This window comes from Pseudidiomarina atlantica (assembly GCF_000753735.1).
Taxonomy (GTDB): Bacteria; Pseudomonadota; Gammaproteobacteria; order Enterobacterales; family Alteromonadaceae; genus Pseudidiomarina; species Pseudidiomarina atlantica.
This window is the reverse complement of sequence record NZ_JPIN01000013.1, coordinates 22,714-47,544: the sequence shown is the minus strand read 5'-3', so window position 1 is coordinate 47,544 and position 24,831 is coordinate 22,714. Positions and strand designations below refer to the sequence as shown.

Annotated in this window: 17 protein-coding genes; 8 read left to right on the top strand and 9 right to left on the bottom strand. The window is 51.0% G+C overall.

Annotated features, from left to right (window positions below; genetic code table 11):
* Positions 1-79 precede the first annotated feature (79 nt).
* The gene (locus tag IDAT_RS11495; protein ID WP_034733808.1) at positions 80-925 is read right to left on the bottom strand and encodes a MurR/RpiR family transcriptional regulator; all 846 of its coding nucleotides are present in this window, start codon (positions 923-925) and stop codon (positions 80-82) included.
* A gap of 131 nt (positions 926-1,056) precedes the next feature.
* Here IDAT_RS11495 and IDAT_RS11490 point away from each other — a divergent pair, with 131 nt between their 5' ends.
* The 5 genes from IDAT_RS11490 (at position 1,057) to IDAT_RS11470 (ending at position 7,815) form a co-directional block, all read left to right on the top strand.
* Positions 1,057-2,430 carry a Na+/H+ antiporter NhaC family protein gene (locus IDAT_RS11490; protein ID WP_034733806.1) on the top strand — a complete coding sequence of 458 codons (1,374 nt, stop codon included), beginning with the start codon at positions 1,057-1,059 and terminating at the stop codon, positions 2,428-2,430.
* Between the two features lie 13 nt (positions 2,431-2,443).
* Complete coding sequence (locus tag IDAT_RS11485) at positions 2,444-4,033, top strand: serine hydrolase (RefSeq protein WP_034733803.1); 1,590 nt, start codon at positions 2,444-2,446, stop codon at positions 4,031-4,033.
* 3 nt (positions 4,034-4,036) lie between these two features.
* Entirely contained in the window at positions 4,037-5,140 is a 1,104-nt protein-coding gene (alr, locus tag IDAT_RS11480) for an alanine racemase (RefSeq protein ID WP_034733801.1), read from the top strand.
* Between the two features lie 125 nt (positions 5,141-5,265).
* Complete coding sequence (locus tag IDAT_RS11475) at positions 5,266-6,702, top strand: C40 family peptidase (protein WP_211250605.1); 1,437 nt, start codon at positions 5,266-5,268, stop codon at positions 6,700-6,702.
* 12 nt (positions 6,703-6,714) lie between these two features.
* Complete coding sequence (locus IDAT_RS11470; RefSeq protein WP_034733799.1) at positions 6,715-7,815, top strand: dipeptide epimerase; 1,101 nt, start codon at positions 6,715-6,717, stop codon at positions 7,813-7,815.
* Here IDAT_RS11470 and IDAT_RS11465 read toward each other — a convergent pair.
* The 3 genes from IDAT_RS11465 to IDAT_RS11455 all read right to left on the bottom strand — a co-directional run bounded on the left by IDAT_RS11465 (position 7,799) and on the right by IDAT_RS11455 (position 10,904).
* Positions 7,799-8,218 (bottom strand): YqaA family protein, encoded by a 420-nt coding sequence (locus IDAT_RS11465; RefSeq protein ID WP_034733797.1) that lies wholly within the window; start codon positions 8,216-8,218, stop codon positions 7,799-7,801. The two genes, IDAT_RS11470 and IDAT_RS11465, sit on opposite strands and share 17 nt — an antisense overlap.
* Before the next feature lie 2 nt (positions 8,219-8,220).
* The gene (locus IDAT_RS11460; RefSeq protein WP_051986775.1) at positions 8,221-10,308 is read right to left on the bottom strand and encodes a S9 family peptidase; all 2,088 of its coding nucleotides are present in this window, start codon (positions 10,306-10,308) and stop codon (positions 8,221-8,223) included.
* A 101-nt stretch (positions 10,309-10,409) separates the two neighbouring features.
* Positions 10,410-10,904, bottom strand: a complete 495-nt coding sequence (locus IDAT_RS11455) for a TIGR00645 family protein (protein ID WP_034733794.1) — start codon at positions 10,902-10,904, stop codon at positions 10,410-10,412.
* A 181-nt stretch (positions 10,905-11,085) separates the two neighbouring features.
* On the opposite strand from IDAT_RS11455, the gene IDAT_RS11450 reads away from it, so the two are divergent.
* The gene (locus IDAT_RS11450; protein WP_034733792.1) at positions 11,086-12,489 is read left to right on the top strand and encodes a cytochrome ubiquinol oxidase subunit I; all 1,404 of its coding nucleotides are present in this window, start codon (positions 11,086-11,088) and stop codon (positions 12,487-12,489) included.
* Positions 12,490-12,491: 2 nt separating this feature from the next.
* On the top strand, positions 12,492-13,493 hold the full coding sequence (cydB, locus tag IDAT_RS11445) for a cytochrome d ubiquinol oxidase subunit II (RefSeq protein ID WP_034733790.1): 1,002 nt from the start codon (positions 12,492-12,494) through the stop codon (positions 13,491-13,493).
* Between the two features lie 103 nt (positions 13,494-13,596).
* On the opposite strand, the gene IDAT_RS11435 is transcribed toward cydB, so the two are convergent.
* Positions 13,597-14,412, bottom strand: a complete 816-nt coding sequence (locus IDAT_RS11435) for a prephenate dehydratase (protein ID WP_034733785.1) — start codon at positions 14,410-14,412, stop codon at positions 13,597-13,599.
* Between the two features lie 72 nt (positions 14,413-14,484).
* Positions 14,485-16,224: a bifunctional ornithine lipid synthase OlsF gene (olsF, locus tag IDAT_RS11430; protein WP_034733783.1), complete on the bottom strand. Its 1,740-nt coding sequence runs from the start codon at positions 16,222-16,224 to the stop codon at positions 14,485-14,487.
* 99 nt (positions 16,225-16,323) lie between these two features.
* On the opposite strand from olsF, the gene IDAT_RS11425 reads away from it, so the two are divergent.
* Positions 16,324-17,685, top strand: coding sequence for an amidohydrolase family protein (locus IDAT_RS11425; protein WP_034733781.1), 1,362 nt, complete (start codon positions 16,324-16,326; stop codon positions 17,683-17,685).
* On the opposite strand, the gene pbp4b is transcribed toward IDAT_RS11425, so the two are convergent.
* The 3 genes from pbp4b to IDAT_RS11410 form a co-directional block, all read right to left on the bottom strand.
* The gene (gene pbp4b / locus IDAT_RS11420; RefSeq protein ID WP_034733779.1) at positions 17,682-20,144 is read right to left on the bottom strand and encodes a penicillin binding protein PBP4B; all 2,463 of its coding nucleotides are present in this window, start codon (positions 20,142-20,144) and stop codon (positions 17,682-17,684) included. The two genes, IDAT_RS11425 and pbp4b, sit on opposite strands and share 4 nt — an antisense overlap.
* Entirely contained in the window at positions 20,141-21,649 is a 1,509-nt protein-coding gene (locus IDAT_RS11415) for a tryptophan halogenase family protein (RefSeq protein ID WP_034733777.1), read from the bottom strand. Before IDAT_RS11415 ends, pbp4b begins: the two co-directional genes overlap by 4 nt.
* Positions 21,650-21,746: 97 nt before the next feature.
* The gene (locus tag IDAT_RS11410; protein ID WP_034733776.1) at positions 21,747-24,620 is read right to left on the bottom strand and encodes a TonB-dependent receptor domain-containing protein; all 2,874 of its coding nucleotides are present in this window, start codon (positions 24,618-24,620) and stop codon (positions 21,747-21,749) included.
* Positions 24,621-24,831: the final 211 nt, after the last annotated feature.

Sequence of the window (24,831 nt, the reverse complement as noted above, 5' to 3'; positions counted from 1 at the left end):
CCTATCTGCGCATTCAAATGAAAGTGCGCTAATGATAACGATTCGCATTATTAGATCAATACCTAAATAGGAATAGTTTTTATTTAGTATCTAGCAAATTGTGGGAATTCATACTCTCTTCTATCAGCGCATCCACCTTTAATGCTTGGCACATTTGCACGTACAGCACATGGCAAAGATGCTGCATGCCCATTTGCATCAATACGCTATCGGTACGCACGTGAGTGTCGCCACCTAAAGAAAATAGCGCTACATCCGCAAGAATACTGGTTGGATTATTACCATAGCGGGTCAATGAAATGACTTTGGCACCTTTGCTTTTGGCTTGCCGCACAATTTTGACGATATCGCTGTTTTGCCCGCCGTCACTAATGGCAAACAGCACATTACCCTCGCCGAGCGTGGTCGCCATTTGAATTTGTAAGGCCGGATCGGTGCTACTCAACGTGACTTTACCGATTTGCATTAACCGCAACACAAAGTCTTTGGCAACAATCGCTGACTTACCGAAGCCCGCTACTTGAATGGTTTCGGCTTTGGTAAGTTGTTTAAGTGCCGCCTGCAGCTTTTCGTTTTCATTGATGTCGGCAACGCCCTGCATGACTGCATACTGGGCATCACGCAGCTCAGCAAAGGTATCCATCAAGGAACGCTCTTGCGCAGGATGGCTCGCAGTTGCGCGATTCTGATTCGATGCCGAGACAACGGCTTCGTTGACGGCAAACTTCAAGTCAGGATAACCACGATAGCCGAGTTTCTGACTGAACTTAACCACACTCGATTGGCTCACACCTATAGCGTCGGCCAATTGCTGCGAAGAATAATCGCGCAACAAATGCGTGTTCTCAAGAATAAAGTCTGCCAATTTGCGCTCAATAAGCGACATATCGTCGCGCATCGCGCGGATTTTAAGTAAACAGGACATAGGCGCTGTCTTTTTTTGTTAGAATGTTCATAAAGTATGAAACTTACAGCTCCATATTGAATAATTTATTACTGGTTGGCAATATGGACAGCGAAAATCACAGCTAACTATAACAACAAGGTCGCTTATTTATGAGCTGGATGTCCGTACTACCGCCGCTAGTCGCCATTATCGTGGTGTTCTGGCGCAAGGAAGTCATTGTTGCACTACTGCTTGCGATTGTAACTTCAGAACTTCTCTTAACTTGGCAAGGCGGTGAGCCGCTGATCTATACTTTTGTTGCCACCATTGAACGCATTATTTCGGTATTCGCCTCAGAGGGCAACACCCGCATCCTCATTTTTAGTTTGCTAGTCGGTTCCTTGCTTGCGTATATTCGTGAATCTGGCGGTGTTGCCGCTACCGTTGAAGCACTGCTGGCAAAAGGCCTAGGCCGCACCAAGCGCAGTGCTAGCTTGATGACGGTGTTCACCGGTATTTTCGTGTTTATCGAATCAAACTTAAGTGTGCTCACGGCCGGTATCTTATCGCGTGGTTTGTTTGAAAAATTAGGCATGAGTCGCGCCCGTCTGGCCTATTTAATTGACAGTACCAGCGCCCCTATTTGTATTCTGATTCTGCTCAATGGCTGGGGCGCCTACGTGCTTGGTATGCTCGACCAACAAGACTTGCCAGGTTCGAGCGTGACTACTTTGTGGAGCACTATCCCGTTTAATTTTTACGCCATTGTCACGCTGATTATCGTGTTTTATACCGCCATCAGTGGTCGCGTATTCGGGCCAATGAAAAAAGTCGAAGAACAACCGGTCGAACACAAAGATATTCCTGAGCATGTGCCAAGTAACAGCAAAGCCCGTTACATGTTGGTGCCATTGTCAGTCATGGTGTTTGGTATGGTCGCCTTTATGTTCGGCACCGGTGGTGGTGATATCACCCAAGGCGACGGTTCAAAATCGGTGTTGTACGCGACCATTTTGGCGTGCGTAGTGGCCTACTTTATGTTGATTACTAGCCGTCGCAATAGCCACAAGCAGCTGGTAGATATCGGCTTTAAGGGCATGAGTGAGCTACTCCCCTTGGTCAGTATCGTGCTGCTATCGTTGGCACTAGGCGCAAGCTTACGCGAGCTTGGTACCGGCACTTTCTTGGCTGGTTTGGTTGGTGAGTTCCTGCCATTGTTCTTAATTGCGCCGATGCTGTTCCTTGCCGGCGCGCTTATTTCGTTTACCACCGGTACTTCATGGGGCACCTTCGCGATCTTGATCCCGATCGCCGCACCCATGATTATCGCTTTGGACTTGCCGGCACCATTACTGCTTGCCGCAGTGCTTGGCGGCGGTGTCTTTGGTGACCATTGTTCACCGATTTCTGACACCACTGCGGTGTCGGCACTCGCATCGGGCTGTGACTTACTCGAACACGTACGTACCCAATTGCCTTACGCATTGTTCGGGGGCGTCATTTCATTGGCGCTCTATGTGGTTGCCAGTCTCATCATGATTTAAGGGTTTTAAAACTATGTCGTTGTTTACTATGAAAACTGCTGTAAAACCTTTGGCCTTGGCGCTGGCTGGTTTATCACTGAGCTGCGCTGCGGTGCAGGCTGAACCGAGTAAGATCAGTGGCGAGAAGATTGACCGTACTGTCGCGCAAGTGATGGATGAGTATGCTATCCCGGGCGTTGTTATCGGGATTGTTGAAGGCGACGACGTTACCTTCGCTGAAGCCTATGGTGTACAAGAATACGGCGACGCTGTTGCGGTGAGCGACAAAACGCTGTTTAAAATCGCCTCCGTCACCAAGAACTTCACCACTGCAGCGTTGGCGCTGTTAGTCGACCAGGGCAAGCTCAACTGGGACGATCGCGTCATCGATCACATACCAGAGTTTCGTACCCAAGACCCCTGGATTACGCGCGAATTCCGGGTCCGCGACCTACTGATTCACAGTAGCGGCTTGAATCTAGGTGCTGGTGACTTAATGTTCTGGCCAACGCCAAATGACTTTACTCGCGCTGATATCCTGAAGGGCTTACAGTATCTACCCATGGACGGTGGATTCCGTTCACGCTATGCCTACGACAACATCCTCTATGTGCTCGCTGGTGAACTCACTGAACGCGTCAGTGGTCAGCGCTGGGAAACCTTTGTCGAAGAGCAATTAATGCGTCCTTTAGGCATGGAGTACTGCTTCGCCGGGCCAGTACCTGAAGAATACAAGCAATACATTGCCCAGCCACACGGGACTATCGACGATACACCGACCGTTGTGCGCCGCGATTTCGCTGAGGAATATCTACCCTCAGCGCCGGCCGGCGGCATTCGCTGCAGCTTACGCGCCATGACCAAATGGATGAAGATGCACATTAACCGGGGTAGCTATACGGCGGCAGATGGCAGCACTCAGCAATTAATTAGCGCAGCGCAACACGCGGAAATGTGGAAGCCACAAACGCTGATGAATGTGGGCTCACGGGCGTACGAGTGGGACAACACGCATTTTGCTGCCTATGGCTTAGGTTGGCGCATGCATGACGTCGATGGCCTACTGCGTATTCATCATACCGGCACCTTACACGGTATGAATGCGTATCTCTCCTTTTTCCCAGAATTAGATACGGGTTACTTAGTGCTGATGAACAAAGCCAATAGCGACGCCCGTACTGCGCTCATGCAGACTCTAATTAAGCCGTATACTGGTTCCGAAGAACGTGATTGGGTAGCCGCTGTGCAAGAATGGCGTGCACAAGCCAACGCCTATCGCGCCGAAACCTTTAAAGAGCCTGAAACCCAAGCAGTGACTGCTGAACAAGCTGCTCAGGTTAGCGGTGATTATGTTGATCCTTGGTTTGGCAAAGCCACCGTCAGTTGGCAAGATGGCCAGCTGCGCTGGCGCTCACATCGTTCAGAGCGCTTAGTGGGCACCATGGAGCACATGAAAGGCAATACCTATGTAGTGCGTTGGGACGACCGTACCCATCATGCCGATGCGTATGTGCGCTTCACCACGACCATGGCGGGCGATATTCAAGGCATGGTGATGGAACCCATTGATCCGGCTGCAGACTTTAGCTTCGACTTCGAAGACTTACGGTTCGAGAAGCGCTAATTTATGAGTAATGGTCTGCATTTTCGTCCCACTCGTGCGGAAATATCGACGGCAGCACTGCGTCACAATGCTAAGGTCGCCCGTCAACACGCAACCGATTGCCTGTTGCTGGGTGTGATCAAGGCCGATGGTTATGGCCACGGAGCCAATGAAGTGGCACGTGCCATCAATGGTAGCGTCGACGCCTATGGTGTCGCTTTCATTGACGAAGCACTGAAATTACGTGACGCCGGCTTTTTGCAACCCATCGTATTGCTCGAGGGCTGCTTTTCTGAGGCCGAATTACCGGTTTGTGCTCACTACGGTTTTCAACCGGTCGTGCACTGCCAAGCGCAGTTGGACGCGATACTGAACGCGCGGTTGGTTAAACCGCTACCAGTTTGGGTGAAAGTTGACTCTGGCATGCATCGCTTAGGTTTCAACGTCGACCAAGTGGAAACAGTGCTCGCCGAGCTTGAGGCCAGCCCACAAGTTGCTAGTATCACCTTGATGACCCACTTTGCCAACGCTGACCTCAGCGAGCATCCCCTCAACGAAGCGCAGCGTGACCGTTTTATTGAGCTATGCGCTCGTACCTCGCCGACCAAGTCATTGAGCTCGGCCAACACCGCTGCCTTGCTCAGTAGCAAACTAGATTTGGGCATCGAGCCGCATCATTGGCAACGGACCGGCATCATGTTGTACGGCGTTAACCCTACACAAGAGCGCACCAGTGAACCATTGCAAGCGGCGATGCGCTTGGTTGCTCCGATCATGGCAGTACGTGATATTGCCGCAGGTGAGGCCGTCGGTTACGGCAGCCGTTGGGTCGCCGAGCGCCATAGCCGCATTGCTACCGTTGCGATTGGTTATGCTGACGGGTATCCGCGCCATGCGCCTGACGGTACCCCGGTCTGGTTGAATGGACAGCGCGCAAGCCTCGCGGGAATGGTGTCAATGGATATGATCACCATCGATGTGACCGATGTTGAGCAGGTCGAGGTGGGGGACGAGGTTGAACTGTGGGGACCCAATCTCCACGTGTGCGAAGTGGCGGATTGCGTCGGCAGTATCAGTTATGAGTTGCTAAGCCGCATTAGCCCGAGGGTTCCGCGCCACTATAAGTAGTCGATAAATAATTTATGAATAAAAAATTCCTTGTTAGGAATATTATTCCAATTTAAGATGGGAACATGTTTTCATCAGCGATACCGCTCTTTAGGGTATCGACACAAGCCCGAATGGGAGAAGTTGTGAATAGAGTTGCGACAAAAATTGCTCTAGCAATGAGCGTGTTAACGCTGGCGGCCTGTCAGTCAGCGCCCTCAACCACTGCGCAGGAAACTGCGATTACAGGTTTAGGTTTTCAACACTTGCCGAACTATCAGCACGATGTGATCGGCATGCAGCAAGACTATTTGGACCCCGATTTTTGGTTGCAACGTTTAGCGCAACCCAATCAACTGATCATGTCACCAGCAGAAATAGCCGCTTTTAATGCGCGCTCTTATGAAGTGCAAGAAGAAATGGTGTACATCGATCAGTTACCGGCGTCTTACAACCGCGAGCAATTACGACAAAAAATAGACGGTTTAAGTAGCATCCCGAAGTATGATCGTTTCTATGCCAACGGTGAACAAGCGACTGCCGCACAATTGCAAGCTTATCGTGACGCAGTCAACATCGACGGCATTGCCGCTGACAACCCCGTACGTTTTGGTTTGGTGGTGAAGCGTTCAGCCATGCGCACCTTCCCAACCTTTGACAAACTTTACAGTGAAGGCCTCGATACCGATATCGATCGCTTTCAAGAGACTGGCGTGTTTCCTGGTTGGCCATTGGCTATTCTGCACACCAGTGCAGATGGCCAGTGGTATTTAGCCCAGTCTTATCATTATCTGGCATGGATTCCAGCCGAAAATGTTGCTATTGGTGAGCGCGAAGAAGTATTGAGCTTTGCTAACCGAGAACCTTTTGCCGTTGTTACCGAAGCCAAAGTTGAGACCAACTATACGCCGAATCATCCACCGGTCTCTGAAGTGCAACTCGACATGAGTACGCGATTACCTCTGTTAAGCGCCGCCGAAACAGGCCATATTGTGCATGGGCAAAATCCCTACGCTAGTTACACCGTGCAGCTACCCATTCGTGATGCGCAAGGCGAACTCGACTTTTCGCCAGCGCTGATTGCGCGGCATAACGATGTTACCGTTGGTTACTTGCCTTACACCGAGGCGAACATTGTCAGCCAAGCCTTCAAGTTTCTCGGCGAACGCTACGGCTGGGGTCACGATTACAATGCCCGTGATTGCACTGGCTTTGTCTCTGAAGTTTACCGCACCATGGGCATCGAGATGCCGCGCAACTCAAGTGAACAGGGCTACGGTGCATATGGCGATACCATCGTCTATGATGAAAACAGTAGCAATGAAGCCAAACTTGAGCGCCTCGCCAAGGCTAAAATTGGTGACTTAATTTATTTGCCAGGCCACGTGGTCATGTACATTGGTGAAATCAATGGTGAGCCTTACGTAATTCATGACGTGCACGGTATGAGTTACACCGATGACAACGGCGAGCGCTATGACGAAGGTACGCTCAATGGGGTCTCAGTGACGCCATTAACCAAGCTCGGTTTCGGTGATAACACCTACTTAGACCGTATTTATGCGATCAAATCGGTACGCTAAACAGGATTATTTATGAAGATTACAGACATTAAACTTGCCATGTTGCGCGTGCCGTTAAAAACTCCTTTTAAAACGGCCCTGCGCACGGTTGAATCGATTGAAGATATCGTGGTGATGGTGCATACCGACACCGGTCACATTGGCTACGGTGAGGCACCAGCAACTGCAGTTATTACCGGCGATACGCACGGCTCTATCATCGAAGCCATTGATCGGATCATTAAACCCAAGCTGATTGGCCAAGAAATTTCCGAGCTCAATCATATTGTGAACTTGATTCAAAATGGCATTATTCGCAACTACAGCGCCAAAGCCGCGGTAGAAATGGCTGTGTATGATTTGTGGGGACAGTTCTATGATGCGCCTCTCTACAAAATGCTCGGCGGCGGTGTACCTACAATTTCGACTGATATCACTATTAGCGTTGATTACATCGACAAAATGGTCGCCGACTCACTGGAAGCTATCGATCGCGGCTTTGAAACCCTCAAAATTAAAGTTGGCAAAGACATTGGCGTCGACATTGAGCGGGTCAAAGCAATCTACGCAGCAGTTGAAGGCAAAGCGCTGTTACGTCTTGATGCGAACCAAGGCTGGACCCCCAAAGAAGCCGTTTATGCCTTGCACAAGCTAGAAGATGCCGGCGTCCGTCTCGAGTTGGTCGAGCAGCCGGTAAAAGCGCGCGATATCGACGGAATGAAGTTCATTACGGAACGCGTTAATACTCCGGTGATGGCCGATGAAAGTAGCTTTGGCCCTCGCGAAGTTATCGAGCTGATCAAAATGCGCGCAGCGGACATCATCAATATCAAATTAATGAAAACCGGTGGTATTTCGAATGCCATCAAAATTGCCGACATTTGTTCGGTGTATGACATGCAATGCATGATTGGCTGTATGCTGGAGTCCAGTATTTCAGTATCAGCAGCAGCTCATTTGGCCGTTGCTAAGGCTAATGTTATCACCAAGATAGACCTTGATGGTCCATCATTGTGTGCTTTTGACCCAGTCAAAGGTAGCGTGAAGTTCAAAGAAGCTGAAATTACGATTAGCAATGCCCCAGGCTTGGGGATTGAATCTATCGAAGGCCTCGAAGCTATAACGCCACGCTAAGTGCGCCCAGTAGCAGGGCGTAACGCCCTGCTTTGCTGATCCAAACGATCAGCAAGAATTGCCAAAAGCTGAGCCGCAACATACCGGCGATAAACGTCAAAGTGTCGCCAATAAATGGCGCCCAAGCCAATAACAAAGACCATTTACCATAACGTTCAAACCACCAGTGCCCGCGCGTTAACGATTTTTCCTTAAACGGAAACCAACGGTGATCTTGGTAGTGCAGTAAAAATCGTCCAAGACCATAATTCACCACACTGCCAAGAGTATTACCGAGCGACGCCGTGAGCCAAATCAACCAAACGTTGTAGCCCATTTGCTGTGCCGTCACCACCAGAATCTCTGATTGTGCGGGTAGCAAAGTGGCGGCCAAAAAGGCCACCACAAATAGGCTCCAATACATGCTTACTCAGCGTCTTGGTTTTTCAGATAGCGTTTAAACCAAGCAACCGTGTGCGCCACTTTTGCTTCAATGCGTGACGGTTTAGCGGTCACGCCATGGTAAGCATCGGGCACGCGTACCATGACCGTAGGTACCTGACGCAACTGCAGCGCTTGATAGAACTGCTCGGTCTCCGCCATTGGTGTGCGACGATCTTTTTCGCCAGTGAACAACAAGGTCGGGGTAGTGACGTTGCCTACCAGTGACAACGGTGAACGCTGCCAATAATGCTCAAGATCTTCCCATGGCATGGCTGGGAATTGATTCTGGATCTGGCCAATCGAACTGTCTGCGGTCAAGGTTTTGCTGACCCAGTTGATGACCGGATTGGTCGCCGCTGCAGCGTTAAAGCGATCGGTAAGGCCAACGGCGTAGGCAGTCGCAATACCGCCTGCAGAGCCACCAGCGATAAACAGGTTGTCAGGGTCGGCAATGCCTTGTTCAATCAGTGCGTCAAGACCCGACATGTGGTCAGCAAAGTCACGTTCAGAGGCGTAATGACCGTCGAGCAACATCGCAAAGTCTTCACCGTACGAAGTACTACCGCGGTAGTTCACGTACAGCACCACAAAGCCTTCTGCAGCATAACGTTGATGTTCTGCGGCGAAATAAGGCCCATACGATAAGTGCGGACCGCCATGAATTTCGACCATGGTTGGGTAGCGCTTACCTTCTTCATAGTCTGGCGGCAAAATGTACCAACCGTGAATCTCGGTATCATCGAACGACGATTTATAGGTAATCTCACGTACTTCGCCAAGGTCGCGCTGTGCTAGTACATCACCGTTTAAATCGGTCAAGACTCGGCGTTTGCCAGCATCATTCACGGCAACGTTGGCGAGATCGTATTCCGTGCCATAAGTATAAGCAATCGCCCCGGTTTCAGGCGCCACTGAATACATGCCCATGGTATAAGGTCGGCTTGCATAAATACCACCGACGTCAGTAACGCGTGTGGTCAGTTTGCCACTCAAGTTGATCTCGGCCACGGTAATACGACCACGGTCAGCATATTGCACCGCAAGACGGCGATTATCGATCCATTGTGGGTTATCGAACGAGCGATCAAAGTCCGTACGAATCGCGGTAATTTCGCCAGACTCCCACGCCATGCGATGCAAAGTCGCGTTTTGATACGGTACGGGCGCATTGCCACTGTGTAAAAACGCCAAATACTTGCCATTCGGTGACAAGGTGGCGGATGATTCGCTGCCCGGTAAATCCGTAAGCTGGCGCAGGCTGTTATCTTGTAACTTCACCGCCCACAAATCACCTTCACGTGACTGGTATTCCCAGTTCTCATTACGATTTGCCGAGAACACAATTTCGCTCGCATCTGGCGCCCATACTAATGGTCCACCATGACGAAAAGGACCAGCTGTCAATTGCCGTGCGGTACCGCCGTCACTTGGCACCACAAACACTTGGTTATAGCTCGATTTAATGACGCCCGCGCCATCACGCTGATACAAAGTCCGCTCGACCACGATGGGTGCCGCGCCCCATTTAGCTTTTGCCGGTTTGCTCGGCATTTTGACACTTTTCGCGAAGTCACTTTTCGGCTCTTCAACCGACATCATAAATGCCAAGTGCTTACCGTCGGGCGACCATGCCATTTGGCTGGGACCACTTTGCACCTCGGTGACAGCTGCAACGCGCTGCTCAGCCACCCAATAGACATGAATCTGATTGCGGCCCGAGCGATTCGAGGTAAAGGCGAGGCGCTTGCCGTCTGGCGACCAAGTAGGATTCCCATAGCTGTGTTGGTCGGCAAACAATGGAGTGTGCTGGCCAGTTTCACTATCCACCAGCCAAATGCCACGGCGCGTGCCATCAGTCATGATGTCGAAACTGTTGCGAACGTACGCAATATAGCGGCCATCTGGCGATATCTGCACGTCATTTGCGTATTCTAGGTTGAATACGTCCGCACCGCTTAAGGTTGGTTTAACCGGTTGCAGGTAAGAGGTTGATTCGGCGTTTGCTGACCCCATGATAGAGGCCAGCAACACACTGGAAGCTAAACTGAGCGTTAATACTGAAGGTTTCATGCGATGTACCCTAGCCTTTGTTGTTCGAATAGATAGCTTGAGACTACCTAAAGGCTGAGGGCAAAAGCAACGAAACTAGACCAAACTGCGCCTTTTAACGATTAGTCGTCGGCCTTGCGTGTCAGCTTATCGAGGTAACCCATAGCAAAAGCTGAGCCGACAAAGGTTAAGTGAATCAACACATACCATTTAATTTTTTCAACCGGCACGTTGTCGGCGTTCATAAAGACTTTCAGCAAGTGGATTGAGGATATCGCCACAATTGAAGCGGCGACTTTATTCTTCAAGCCACCTGAGTCAATCTTGCCCAACCACGCCAGCTTCTCTGAACCGCCAATATCAAGTGTGGAGACGAAGTTTTCATAACCACTGAGCATGACCATCACCAATAGACCGCCCACCAGCGCGATATCGATAAGCGTGAGCGTCAGCAGAATGAGGTCAACTTCGGGGGTAGTAAAAATAACCGGGATAACATGGTAAAGCTCTTGAAAGAATTTTACGCCCAGTAACATCACCGCGATGCTCAAACCGAGGTAGATTGGGGCCAATAGCCAGCGTAGGCTGTACATAAGGTTTTCGACGAAACGTTCCATGGTACCTTCCGAGTCTAGCGCGAGTAGTATCTGCAAATTCTACCTGTGCGGCCGCCGACTTGCCATACTTGATGTAGGGCAGCGCCCGAAAAATGATACTGCAAAAGCTAAGGTTATTACCTATAAATTCCTGAGAACCTCCCTATAATTAAGTAGCAACTTAAATAAGTGGGAGTTCAGCATGGTCGAAAGTTTCTTTTCCGATGCGGACGCACTTTTTCTGGCACGCTTCCAGTTTGCCTTTACCGTGGCGTTTCACATTATTTTTCCAGCCTTCACTATAGGTATTGCAAGCTACCTTGCCGTCCTCGAGGGGCTTTATCTCAAAACTCGTAAACCGGTGTACCAAAAGCTCTTCCGCTTTTGGGTGAAGATTTTCGCCGTTGCCTTCGGGATGGGCGTGGTGTCGGGCATTGTCATGAGTTATCAGTTCGGCACCAATTGGTCGGTATTCTCTGATAAAGCAGGACCCGTGATTGGTCCGTTGATGGGCTACGAAGTATTGACAGCCTTTTTCTTAGAAGCTGGTTTTCTCGGCGTAATGCTGTTCGGTATGAACCGTGTCGGCGAAAAACTTCACTATTTTGCCACCCTCATGGTCGCTATTGGTACCGCTATCAGCGCCTTCTGGATTTTATCTGTGAACAGCTGGATGCAAACTCCTGCCGGCTTTGCCATAAATGACGTCGGTCAGTTTGTCGTTGAAGACTGGTTTGCAGTGGTGTTCAATCCAAGCTTCCCTTACCGACTTGCACACATGCTATTAGCTGCCTATCTGACCACAGCGTTTGTCGTGGGTGCAGTTGGCGCTTGGCATTTGCTCAAAGATAAAACTAATGCGGCGGCGCGCAAGATGTTCTCCATGGCGATGTGGATGGCACTCATTGTGGCGCCACTGCAAGTATTCGTTGGCGATTTGCACGGTCTGAATACTCAGGAATATCAGCCAGCTAAAGTCGCAGCAATGGAAGGCCACTTCAAGTCCGAGACACAAGCTCCGCTGTATTTGTTTGGTTGGCCCAACGAAGAGACTGCCGAAGTCGACTATGCCGTTAAAATTCCGGGACTTGCGAGCATCATTCTGAAGCATGACGTGAACGCTGAGGTCACCGGACTCGACGCTTTTCCGCGCGAAGACTGGCCACCCGTACCCATTGTCTTTTGGTCGTTTCGGATCATGGTCGGCATCGGTTTGTTAATGGTGGTCATCGGCCTTTGGGCAGGAATTCAGCGAGCCCGCGGTAAACTCTATGATTCCTCGCTGTTGCACCGCTCTGCGCTGTTGATGGGGCCGTCTGGGTTTGTGGCGGTGATCGCCGGTTGGATTGTCACTGAAGTGGGCCGGCAACCTTGGGTTGTACAAGGCTTGCTACGGACAGCCGATGCTGCCTCACCGATTGCCGCTGAGGGTGTGGGGGCTAGTTTGCTCGCCTTCATTGTGGTCTATTTCTTAGTCTTTGGTGCCGGTACTGTGTATATCTTACGCAAAATGGCTGGTAACCCTGAAACTGTTCACATTCCTGAATACGCCAAAGCCAAACCTGCTGGCATGGCAGCTGAACGCTTAATGCACGAGGAGGAATAGTCATGGATTATGCACTTATCTGGGCCATCTTAGTGGCCGTCGCTGTCTTTGCGTATGTAGCGTTAGATGGCTTCGACTTAGGCGTGGCCATGCTGTTCCCTTGGTTTAAAAAGGAAGCAGACCGCGACATCATGATGAACAGTGTGGCACCTGTTTGGGATGGTAACGAAACTTGGTTAGTGCTTGGTGGCGGCGGCTTACTCGCCGTCTTCCCACTGGCCTATTCGGTACTGATGCCGGCACTCTATATGCCAGTGATAGCCATGCTACTTGGCTTGATCTTTCGCGGCGTGGCGTTCGAGTATCGCTTCAAAACCCGCACCAATAAGCATTGGTGGGATCTCTCCTTTATCGTCGGCTCACTGGTTGCTGCCTTAAGCCAAGGCATCATGCTCGGGGCCATGCTGCAAGGCATTAAAGTGGTTGACCGTGCCTATGCTGGCGGTTGGTTTGATTGGCTGACGTGGTTTAGTGTGTTCTGCGGTATCGCCGTCGTGATTGGTTATCTGCTGCTTGGCGCGACTTGGCTAGTCATGAAAGCTGAAGGTGAACTGCAACGTCGTAGCTACGGTCTTGCTTTTAAGTTTGCGCTTGGGCTCGTTGCCTGTATTACTTTCGTGAGCCTTTATCTACCATGGCGTGACAGTGCTATCGCGGAGCGTTGGTTTAGTTTCCCAGCATCTATCTGGTTGTGGGTCCTGCCAGTCGTATTAGCTGTTGTCACTATTGGCCTACTGCGCTCATTAAAACAGCGTCAGCAAGGTCGACCTTATTTGTGGTCACTCGGCCTATTTTTGGTGTCATTCTTGGGCTTTGCCGTCAGTATTTTCCCCTACCTAGTGCCACGAGCCATCACTATTTGGCAGGCGGCAGCTCCTGATAACAGCCTGAAGTTTCTCTTGGTCGGCGCCGTATTTTTACTACCGATCATCTTTGCCTACACCGGTTACACCTATTGGGTATTTCGTGGCAAAGTGAAGGCTGATGCGGGGTATCACGACTAATGGCCAGACAAACTTGGCGGCGACTGGGCTGGTTTGCGCTATTTTGGCTCGCCGGCGTCGCCGCGGTAACGCTAGTGGGGCTGCTGATCAAGCTCGCGCTGGCTTAACCGCCGCGCGGGTAACTGCCCAGGACCACCACTTTATTACGCAGTTCAATCAAGGTGAGGGCGGCTCGAATCGCGCTGTCCTCTCGATGCCCTTCGCACTCAATGTAAAAATGGTAGTGACCGAAACGATGCCCGGTCGGACGTGACACGAGCGAGGTTAAATTGACGCGATAGGCGGCAAATACCTGCAAGTGCTCCACCAACAGCCCCGGGTGATCGGTGTCATCGATGATCAACAGCGATGTCTTGTACGCCGTGTCAGGGTCGGGCTCAGTTGTCACCGCTTGGGTTTCGCGAACCGCAACAAAACGCGTCTCGTTGTGCGCATAATCGGTAATATCATGAATCACGTGCGCGAAGCTGTGCTGCTTCAAACTGTGCTCCGGCACGACGGCCGCTGCTGGCTCACGGCTTTGTTGCAGTAATTGCAGGGCTTCACTGTTGCTCGCGGTATTCATGATCGGCACCGCATACTGACCGAGACATTCGCTGCATTGCCCTTGCGCGACGAATTGCGCATAGATTTTCTGCGGCTCGGGGTGATTGGCAACCAACGAAAACCGCACCGGAATACTCAGTTCGCCGATAATCTCTAGTGGCCGCTTTACAAAGCTATCAATCACCGGCGAGACCACACCTTCGACGATATTCTCGATCGGCACAACGGCGATATCAGCTTGTTGCGGAATTGCCTTCAACACCTGCGCTAGAGCTGGGTGAAACTGCAAGGTGTAGGTATCGAGCTGACGGCCGAATTCACAGGCTGCGAGTTCAGAGAAGGTTCCAGCGGGTCCGAGAGTGGCAATACGCATTACAAAGCAATTCCTTGGCAACATCGAGATTCAAAGGCGAATCTCTAAGTTAAACAGGAATGCCGCTGAATGCTAGTGCTTTTGCGCGGTCTCTGTCGATAAATAGCGCTGACGGCGACGTTCTTTGAGTTGCCGTAAATCGATAATGATAAGTGCATCAATACTATTGTTAAAGGCTGGGTCGACGCTAAAACAAGCAAAGTGCACACCACCAGGCTCACAGAGTTCGCTGTACTGTTTGAATAGCGTCGGCAGTTTCACTTGGTGCTGTTGTAAATAGTGCTTCAACTGCTGAAAATCACAGGCGTAATCATTGCTTGAGAACAGCTCCTGCATGGCTTGTTGTTCATGCGGGGTATAAACAAACGGATGATTTGGCTGCGCTAGTTGTTGCAGCGGTGGGAACCACTGTTGATAAAACCAAACAATGGCAACTTGCGCCGCCCGAGGCAACTCACCTGATAAGCTCACCGGCCCAAATAAATAACGCACCTCTGGGTGTTGCTGAATATAAGCGCCGATACCCTGCCATAAATAATCCAAACTATAGCGATTACGATATTGCGGTTGAATAAAACTGCGTCCAAGTTCCATTCCCTGTGCAAGAAAGCGCTCCATGGTCGGTAATAGCTTGAACAGACTTGCGGTATACAACGCTTGGTAATCGAAATTCGAGATCAACTGCGCCACAGTTGCCAACCGGTAGCTTCCGGCAATGGCCAACTGCTCGTCATCCCATAAAATAAGGTGACTGAACTGCACATCATAGCGATCCAAATCGCGACGCTGTCCGGTGCCTTCGCCGACCGCGCGGAACGTCAGTTCACGCACCCGTCCGAGCTCACGCATCAACGGACAATCGCTGCGATAGTCGGTGAAATAGAGCTGCTTGCCGTCAGGGGTGGTAGTCAGATACTGACAGCTATGAACGGCGCTACGCAGGGCCACGGGAGACTCAGGCAAAGCAATACCATGCTCGGTCGGAAACATTCCCGGCTTACCATGACCGACTCGATACAAGTGCTTACGCAACATGTGTACGCGGTTGGTCAACGTTAGATCGCTGCGTTGGTGGTGTTTAAAGGGAATGCATTGACCGATACGCAGCTGGATCTCACCGCCGCGCTGGCGAAACATTTCTTCGACCAACAACAAGGTCGACAGGGGTTTGTATACCATCGATGAGGCGTAGAACGTCCAAGAGTTGCGGCCATCAACATGAATCGGCAGTATGGGCGCTTGCGCACGGTCAGCAATCTTCAAGAAACCGGCATCCCAACGAGTATCGCGCACGCCTTTCGGCCGGAGTCGCGATACCTCGCCAGCAGGGAAGATAATCAATGCTTGGTCGGCGGCTAAATGGTCTTGAATCGCTTTAATTTGTTGGCGTCCGGCACGGCCATCAAGATTGGTCACCGGCAACAACATGGGTCGCAAAGGTTCGATACTCCATAGCACATCGTTGGCAACCACTTTGACGTCTGGGCGAATTTCCGCGACCATCTTGAGCAAAGCCACGCCATCAAGAGAACCAATCGGATGGTTGGCGATAATGACAACTTTGCCAACACTCGGCAGATGTTCACGATCGCGATCGGCGACTGTGTAGCGAAAATCAAAATATTCGAGAACTTGGTCGACAAAGTCGCGCCCACGCAAATGTCCATAACGTTCAGTGAACTGTTGAATGTCTTTGGCATGTAATAATTTCGAAAGCCACTTACTCACCGGCCGTCTTAACCACGGCGCCACGGCCGGATGATTCAACAACGGTGGCAGTTTATCTTGGATCAACTGATTGACGTTCAACATAAGCGCTACTTTGAAAATTAATTTGCAGCCAACAGCTTTACGTCTTTTAATGACACTTCCATGCCGAGCCGATGAATTTTTAGTGACAGGAGATCAATCATGCCCCTGCGAAGTATGTGTTTAAGCTTGTGTGCCTTGCTACTCAGTGCCTGCACGCCAGCGCCTAGCGCCGAACAAGAAGCGGCGTTGGCGGCGGACACTGTGGTCACCAACGTCAATGTATTGACTTGGCAAGACCAATTACCGCGGTTTCTGACCAAGCAAACTATCGTTATTGACGAGGGTGTCATTACGGCAGTTTCAGATGCGATTGATAACACCCGCATTGGCGCCGCCACCCAGGTGATCGACGGGCAAGGCGGTTATGTCCTGGCTGGCTTTACCGAGATGCACGGACACGTGCCGGCAGCGGTTAATTTCGGCGGTATGCCCGAACGCTATGCCGACGATATGCTGTATCTCTATGTCGCAAACGGCGTCACCACCGTACGTGGCATGCTCGGTTACACCAATCAACTCGAGTTGAAACGCGATATCGCCAGCGGTGCTCGCATGGGACCGACCTTGATTCTGGCGGGCCCAAGTTTTAACGACAACACAGTTGAATCACCAGAACAAGCTGCCGCGCGCGTGCAAGAACACGTTGCCCAGGGTTGGGATTTATTGAAAATTCATCCGGGTCTGCAGTTAGATGAATACCGCGCAGTTGCTGCAGCGGCGCGCCAAGCGGGTATCGATTTCGCAGGTCATGTGCCCGAGGCAGTGGGCATTGATGTCGCCATGGCCGAAGGTCAGCGCACCATTGACCACCTTGATGGTTATTTACGTTTTGTCGACGCCATCAACCGTCCGATCACCGATGATGAACTGCAGCGTCTGGTAGAAATGACAGTTGCCAGCGATATGACGGTCGTTCCGACCCAAGCGCTGTGGGCTACCCTAATTGGTGCCGGTGATGCTGAGCAGTTAGCCGCCTACCCTGAGCTTGATTTAGTGCCCGAGCGCGTGCGCGAAGGCTGGCTTAACTATTATGCAAGCCAAGGTTCGAGCTATTTCAATGTTGAGCATGCCCAAGTGCAGCAAGAAAATCGTAAGCGGCTGCTAAAAGCGCTTTATGATGCGCGCGCCAAGATTGTCTTTGGCACGGATGCGCCGCAGCTCTTTTCGGTGCCTGGCTTTTCCATTCACCATGAAATTCGCTATATGCTCGACGCGGGTATTCCCCTCGATGCCATCTACTACAGTGCTACCGAAGCAGCCGCCGACTATTTTGCTACCCATGACTTGAAAATTGGTCGTGTCGCACAAGGCTATCAGGCGGATTTTATGTTACTTAGCGAGAATCCGTTAGACCGGCCAGCAGTATTGCGCCAGCCAACGGGAGTGATGGTTCGTGGGCAGTGGCTTGACCGCGCGAGTATCGCGGCCAAGCTCGAAGAAATTCGCAGCGCTTACCGTTAATCGAGGCCGAGCACGGCCTCGTAAACACCGGTCATAATGCTGCCGTAGTTACCACTTTCAAATTGCTTACCGACAAATTCATACGCGTCACCGTCGGCTTCAATAGGCGTGTGGCGCGCGTTGGTAAGCAGCACAATGCCAAGATCCAAGGCTGGATCGATTACCGTTGCGGTGCCCGTCCAGCCGGTGTGTCCAAAAGCCAAATGGCTCGCGTACGGGCCAAAATGCCAACGTAATTGACCATCGGCGGCACGGCGCCAGCCCATGCCAAAAGTCCGCGCATTTTCGTGCGGCTTGGTGAAGGCATCCATGATACTGCTGTCGAACAGGTGCACGTTGCCGTAGCCGCCGCCATTCAACAGCGCCTGCATCAATACCGCCATATCCGCAGCAGTGCTGAACAATCCCGCGTGCCCAGCAATGCCCTGCATGGCGTAGAAGGCTTTTTCGTCGTGCACCTCGCCTTGCAAGGTATACTGACGCATATTGGGAAAATCGATACGCCCGCCTCGCGTGTTGCCGAGCAATTCCGTCGCCGCAATTTCGTGCGCTTCTCGACCTTTCTCCAGCGGGTTAAAAAGCGTGTCATGCAAACCAAGTGGCGTATAAATATTCTGCTCGGTGTACTGATCAAGCGGCATACCCGTGATGCGCTCAATCAGGGTGCCAAGCAACATAAAGTTGGTGTCGCTGTAGGTCGTCTGTACCCCCACCCCAACATCGAATGGGACAGCTGTCAGCATGAGTTGTTCGGTTTTCGCTTTAGTTTGCGAAAAGAAGCGTTTGCCGAGTTTATTGTCCGGGTCAAAAAAATGGACCTGTGGCGCATAGCCTGATTGATGCTGAAGTAAGTCTTTAACCAATCGTGCTTCACGGCCGTCACCACGATACTCAGGCAGGTAATAATAAATCGGCTTATTGACATCAAGTAGGCCGCGGTCGACCAGTTGCATCATTGCCATTGAGGTCGCAAAAGCCTTCGTATTCGAGGCAATGTCAAACAAAGTGTCAGTGGTCATCGGGGTAGGTTGCGCCACCTTGTTACCCAGTCGATCGTAACGCTTTGCGTAACCGTAGGCGCTGTGTTTGATAATTTCGCCGTCTTTGATGACCAATAACACTGCGCCAGGGAAGCCATTCGCTACGTCTTGCTCTATCAGTTCATCCACCGCGGCAAAACGCTCAGCATAGGCCGCCGTGTTATCAACCAATTGTGGGTATGGCACGCGTACGCGCACCTGCGCATCAGCTGGCTCAACCTTGCGCACGAACAATTGATTAATGCCATCCCGCGTGCGACGCTGCAGCGAATAATCGTAAATTTTGCCGGGTTGCAGCGGTGTAGCGATATTCAGCAGTTGTCCATTCACCTCTATTTCGGCAGTCACCGGTTGATCAGTCTCAAGGATCAAGCGTCCACGCTTGGCATAACTTTTAAATGCGGCTTTATCGTTCACCCACTCGCGCATCGAACGTTGTGCTTCTGGCTCTGGCAAGAGCAGGTCAATCTGACCGCGTGGTTGCTGCTGTTTAATGACCTGCTGCTGCGCCTTGCTTTCGCTTTGATAACGCTGCCACAAAGGTTCTAAGCGCTCAGGGAAGTAACGCTCCAACAAAGCGAACACGGCTGCCGCCGTTTGACTATCTGCCTTACCATCCACTTGCCAAGGTAAAAAATGCATTTGGAACGCCGCAACCGTGCTTGCGGTCGTTTCATCGTACACGCCAGTTTCAGTTACGCCGTAACCATAAGCGCGTAAGGCCGCTTGCAGTAAGCCGGTATTGACCGGTTGCCGGTTAAATTCCCGCCAATAACGACTCAGGGTGTCTTGCTCATACCAAGCGCCGACCCCTTGTTGATACAACTGATACCAAGGGAAACGTGGGCCCGGGTCGTTTTTGCGGGTCGGTGCAATATCTGAATGCCCAACGACTGCGGTCGGATGAATATCAGGGTGACGAGCAAGAATTTGTTGCGCCAACGCGATGACTTTTTCAATTTGCTGCGGGTCGAAATCAGGGAATACACACAAGCGATTCTCGCCATGTTCTGCACGGCTTGCAGTGGTTTGATTGTCCCATTCACACTGCGGCACGTTGACGATCTCAATGCCAATGGAATGGTCATTGAGATCGGTGCGTCCTTGCCAATAGCTGTCGCCTGCGTGCCACGCGCGCTCTCGTTCATCGACCAACTGCAAGACCTTCAAATCGTCATAGGGATAGCTCGGATCACCACTTTCAGGCACCAAATAATGCGAACTCAAGCCTTTGGGTTCGACCAGCGCTTGTACGCTCTTTTGGTAATCAATCGCGGTATAATGCAGAACCAAAGATTTAATCCGATGATCGTAATTGGCTGAAGGGAGTTGTTCATAGTCAGAGGTCCACGAACAGCTACTGAGCGAGGTCAGCGCCAACAAAATAATGCTTAATTTTCGTACAATAGGTCGGTTCATTGCGCTTTACAGTGTTGCTGAATAAATTGTGCGTGACTCGGTAGCGGCGCTGTTACTTGCTTGAAGATGCGCTGCACCGTATGAATGTGTTGTGCTAATTCTTGTTGCGACATTTGTTCTGCCAGCGGATGCACGTTGTGCGGCCGCAAGCCTTGTCCATGGAACATTGAGAACCAACTAATTTCATTAAACAGCTCATTGTTGCTGTTGCGGAAAATACTAGCATTCTCGCGGAACAAATCGATGCGTTCTTGTAATGAGTCAGGGATTTCCATGTCGCGACAATAGCGCCAGAACTCAGAATCGTCACGATTGGTGAGTTTATAGTGGCACATCACAAAATCACGAATATTGGTGATTTCTTCGGCACAGAAATGGTTAAAGGCTTTGGCGCGTTGGCGCATTTCGCCAGCGCCGGGGAGCAAGCTAATGAGGCGAATAATCGCGGATTGCGTCAATTGCAGCCCAGTCGATTCTAGCGGTTCAATAAAACCTGCCGCCAGCCCAATGGCGGCACAGTTGTGCTTCCATGGCTCATCGCGGCGACCATTAATCCACCGTAAGTGGTTGGCTTTGCTGTCAAAGTTTCCGATGGTTTCACGAAAATCTTGTTCCGCCTTTTCGTGGTCGGTAAAGCGACTTGAATACACCCAGCCTTCACCGGTGCGATGTTGCAGTGGAATCTTCCAGCGCCAACCTTCGGGATGCGCGATGGAGCGGGTATAGGGCAAAATGTCTTCAGCGTCATGCTGACCGGGTAGCGCCACGGCACTATCACAGGGCATCCATTTGCGCCAATCGTGATAGGGAACGCCCATAGCTTCGCCAATCAGCAGCGCTTTAAAGCCACTACAGTCGACAAAAAAGTCACCTCCCACTTCACCGTGCTGCTCTGTTATGAGCGCTTGAATCGCGCCGTGTTTTTCGCGTTGTTTGACTTCCAACACGCGATCTTCAAGTGCCATCACACCGCGCTTACAGGCAAAATCCTTTAGGAATGCCGCGTATTTCTGCGCATCAAAGTGATACGCATATTTGATATGGCCCAGCGGACTGCGTTTATCGGCGATCGGGCGCGTAAATTTGTGCTGTCGCGCTACGGTCCACTCGAGATTCACATCGGCCAGTGGCACGGCATTAGCACCCTGCTCCCGCTCGTGCCGCAAATAATAGTGATGAAAGGGAATACCGTTTAAGGTGATGCCATACGGACCAAACGGATGAAGATAGAAATCACCGATGTTTTGCCAGTTCTCAAACGCAATGGCTAACTTGAATGAGCCGTGCGTTGCTTTGAGAAACTCGTCTTCGTTGATTTCGAGTAGTTGGTTAAATTCGCGAATCCCAGGGATGGTCGCTTCGCCAACCGAAACAGTACCAATCACCTTCGACTCAATCAGAGTGATTTTGTAATGCTGCCGATCAAGCACTTTGCTCAGCGCTGCCGCCGTCATCCAGCCGGCCGAACCGCCACCAAGAATGACAATGTGATAAGGGTCGGTCATAGCGTCAAGGTACCTCACAAACAAATGCGGCCAGCCGAAGCTGACCGCACTGAGTTAACAACTCTGTTTACACCTAAACTATCTTTAAGCTCTGTCTTTAGAACTTATAAGTGAGTTGTAGCGTGTAAGCACGACCACGTGGGTCAGCTACGCGCGGATCGAATGCTGCACCCGGCGAGTAGTCGTTTTGGTGTGCAGTAAACGGTGGATCGCGGTCGAACAGGTTCTTGATACCGAAGGTAACATCCCAGTCTTCCAACGCCATGTAACGCACGCTGTAGTTGTAGATCAAGTAGCTGCCAACTTCGCCATCGTAGTACGGCGGATTCGCAACACCTGATGCCACACCCGCTGGCGTTTCATCGTCGTAGCTGTGACGGTACAACTGCGTCAAGCTGTGCGCCCAATCACCTTTCGCATAGTTAAAGGTCACGGTGTGCTTCCAACGCAGCGGAATGTTACCGCGTGAATGCGTACCGACTAGGTTTGGACCGAATGGGGCGTCATCCACCAATTTCTTCTTGTCTTCAATCAAGTAGCTACCGTTGAAGTTCAAGGCCCAAATACCATCGTACATTTCACCGTTGGTCTGAATGCCTAGCTCGATACCGCTGGTACGACGCTCACCGGCGTTGATGTAACGGCTATCGATAGTGACCAAATCACCATTTGCGTCACGGATGAAGTTGTCTTGATAGAGATCGTAGTTTTCGAGCAGGTCACGGAAATCAGGCGTCTGAATCGTGCCTTCGATCACGATACGCCACCAGTCAACATTCATCGAGAAGTTGTCAGTGGGCGCATACACCACACCAAAACTTTCTTGCGTTGACTCTTCAGGACCTAAGTCGAGCTTACCACCAAACAGACGCGTTGGTTGAATAGGCTGACAGTTCGGATCGTCAGGGTCGACCACGCCGCCTGGGCAGTCACGTGGGTCGGCAAGATCTTGACCAGTGTACGGTTCTTCAGTCGCGCCGTTATAGATTTGGTTGAATGAAGGTGTACGGAAACCAGTGCTATAGGCACCGCGTACAAGAATTTCTTCAGTCGGTTGCCACAACAAACCCACTTTCGGGTTGGTGGTGCCACCGAAACCATCATAATCATCGCGACGTAGTGCCAGGTTCATTTCGAAACTTTCAACAACTGGAACCAAGGCTTCAACGAACACCGCTTTCACTGTGCGGTCAACATCGTCCAGTACGTTCGCGTTATCAAACGGTGCACCATAGATGTCTGGGCGATCGGCTGCCGCACGACGGTCGCCATTGAATTCGTAGCCTTCTTTACGAATATCGATACCACCGGCAACGTAGATATTGTCGCCACCCCAACCAAGGTTGAAGCCAGTATCGCCAGTGATCGATGCATCGAATTGCGTCATTGTGGTTTTACCACCGTAGAGCACAACTCCTGCAGCTGAAGCTGCTTCTAACGCTGCCATACCGGCGGCTGATTGCGATTGACCTGGTAATAAGAATGGATTGATGTCGCCACTACCGATGCCTGCTGCGAGCATTTCAGTGTAGTGATAACCACCACCGAGTTGCGATTCAGATTCGTTGGTCGCGTGGCCTAGACCCACTTTGTAGTCCCAGAAACCTATGGTTCCCTCAACACCGAACTGGATTTTCATTGCTTCGGTGGTAGTCTCGATTTGACGTGGACCACAATCCATACAACGCCAGCGGAAGGCAATCGGCGCACCATAGTTCAATTGATCAGCACCGTAGTAATCGGCCAACGCATCATAGACGTAATCGTACGATTCGCCAGTGCTTGGGTACCAACCTGCAGAACCAATTGCCCATGGGGTGATTTGGTTCGGTTCAAAGACTTTCTTCGAGGTAACTTCTGAACCAATGACTTCAACGAAACCTTCGGCACTGTCGCCAAGGGTTTTCGTTGCACGCGCAACAAAGTCGACGCTTTCAACCGGTTGCTGGAGGGCGGCGGCGCGTGGGTAATCCCATGCACAACTGACGCCTGAGTTCCGCTCGCGGTTCCACAGTTCAGCAGCGTCGTCACCCATCAACGGGTACACGTCACAGCCTGGCATACCAGGGAGCGCCAGCACGTTTAGCACATCGTTCTCAAGACCGGTGTTTGGGTTAATAAGACCCGTACCAATCAAGTTGTAGTTTGGCGACGTAGGATCATCACCGCCTGGGCGGTCGTTCACAGAAGCGAACGGCGTACCACGCGTGTCAGGCGACAAACCACTCTCCGGTTGGAAGGTATTGGTGAAATCACGATCAACACCACGCAGAATTTCGGCCTGGCGATACGACAATGACGCCATTACGTTGTAGCCGTCTGAGTACAAGTCACCGGTACCGGCTAATACGTTGAAGCGGTAGATGTTACCACCACCGGCTTCAGTGTGATCCGCGAAAGCACCGACTTCAGCGCCTTGGTAATCTTTCTTCAAGATGAAGTTAATAACACCACCGATGGCATCAGTACCGTAAACAGCTGAGGCGCCGTCACGGAGAACTTCAACACGCTCAATGGCGGAAAATGGAATCGAGTTCAAGTCAACCGAGCGGCCTTTTAAGCCGTGGGTTGCTGTGCGGCGACCGTTGAGTAGAACGAGCGTTGAGCCCGCACCCTGTTGCCGTAAGTTTGCCGATGACGCACCGTTATTACCGCGTTCTTCGCCACTCACGATACCCGTGTTACTGGCTAGGTTGTCATTCGAGTTAGAGGCAACGTTCAGTTGCAATAACAGTTGTTCAGCAGTGGTAATACCTTGAGCGTCAATGTCTTCACGCGAAATAATAGTCAGCGGTAAATCGCCTTCCATCGCTGTTCGTTTGATGCTCGAGCCGGTTACCTCAATGCGCTCAACTTTGTCTTCCTCGTTGTTTTGCTGTGAGTTCTCGTCTTGACCTACATCCTGCGCATAAGCCATACCGCTCATGCTCGTTGTGAGTCCCAGCAGAAGTGCTATCTTGTTGAGTTTCACTTTGCAATCTCCGCTCGTTGTAAGAATCGATGCGTATCGTCACTACGCCTTATCATTATAGGTTTTTCGTTTTACGACACCTGACTAACAAAAATGACAGGATCGTCATATCTTGAAAGTACCATACTCATTTATAATGTAAATAATAAATTATTCCAAGTGGAATTCTGGGTAATTTTTGTACACAGCTGCTATATCCCCGTAATTACTG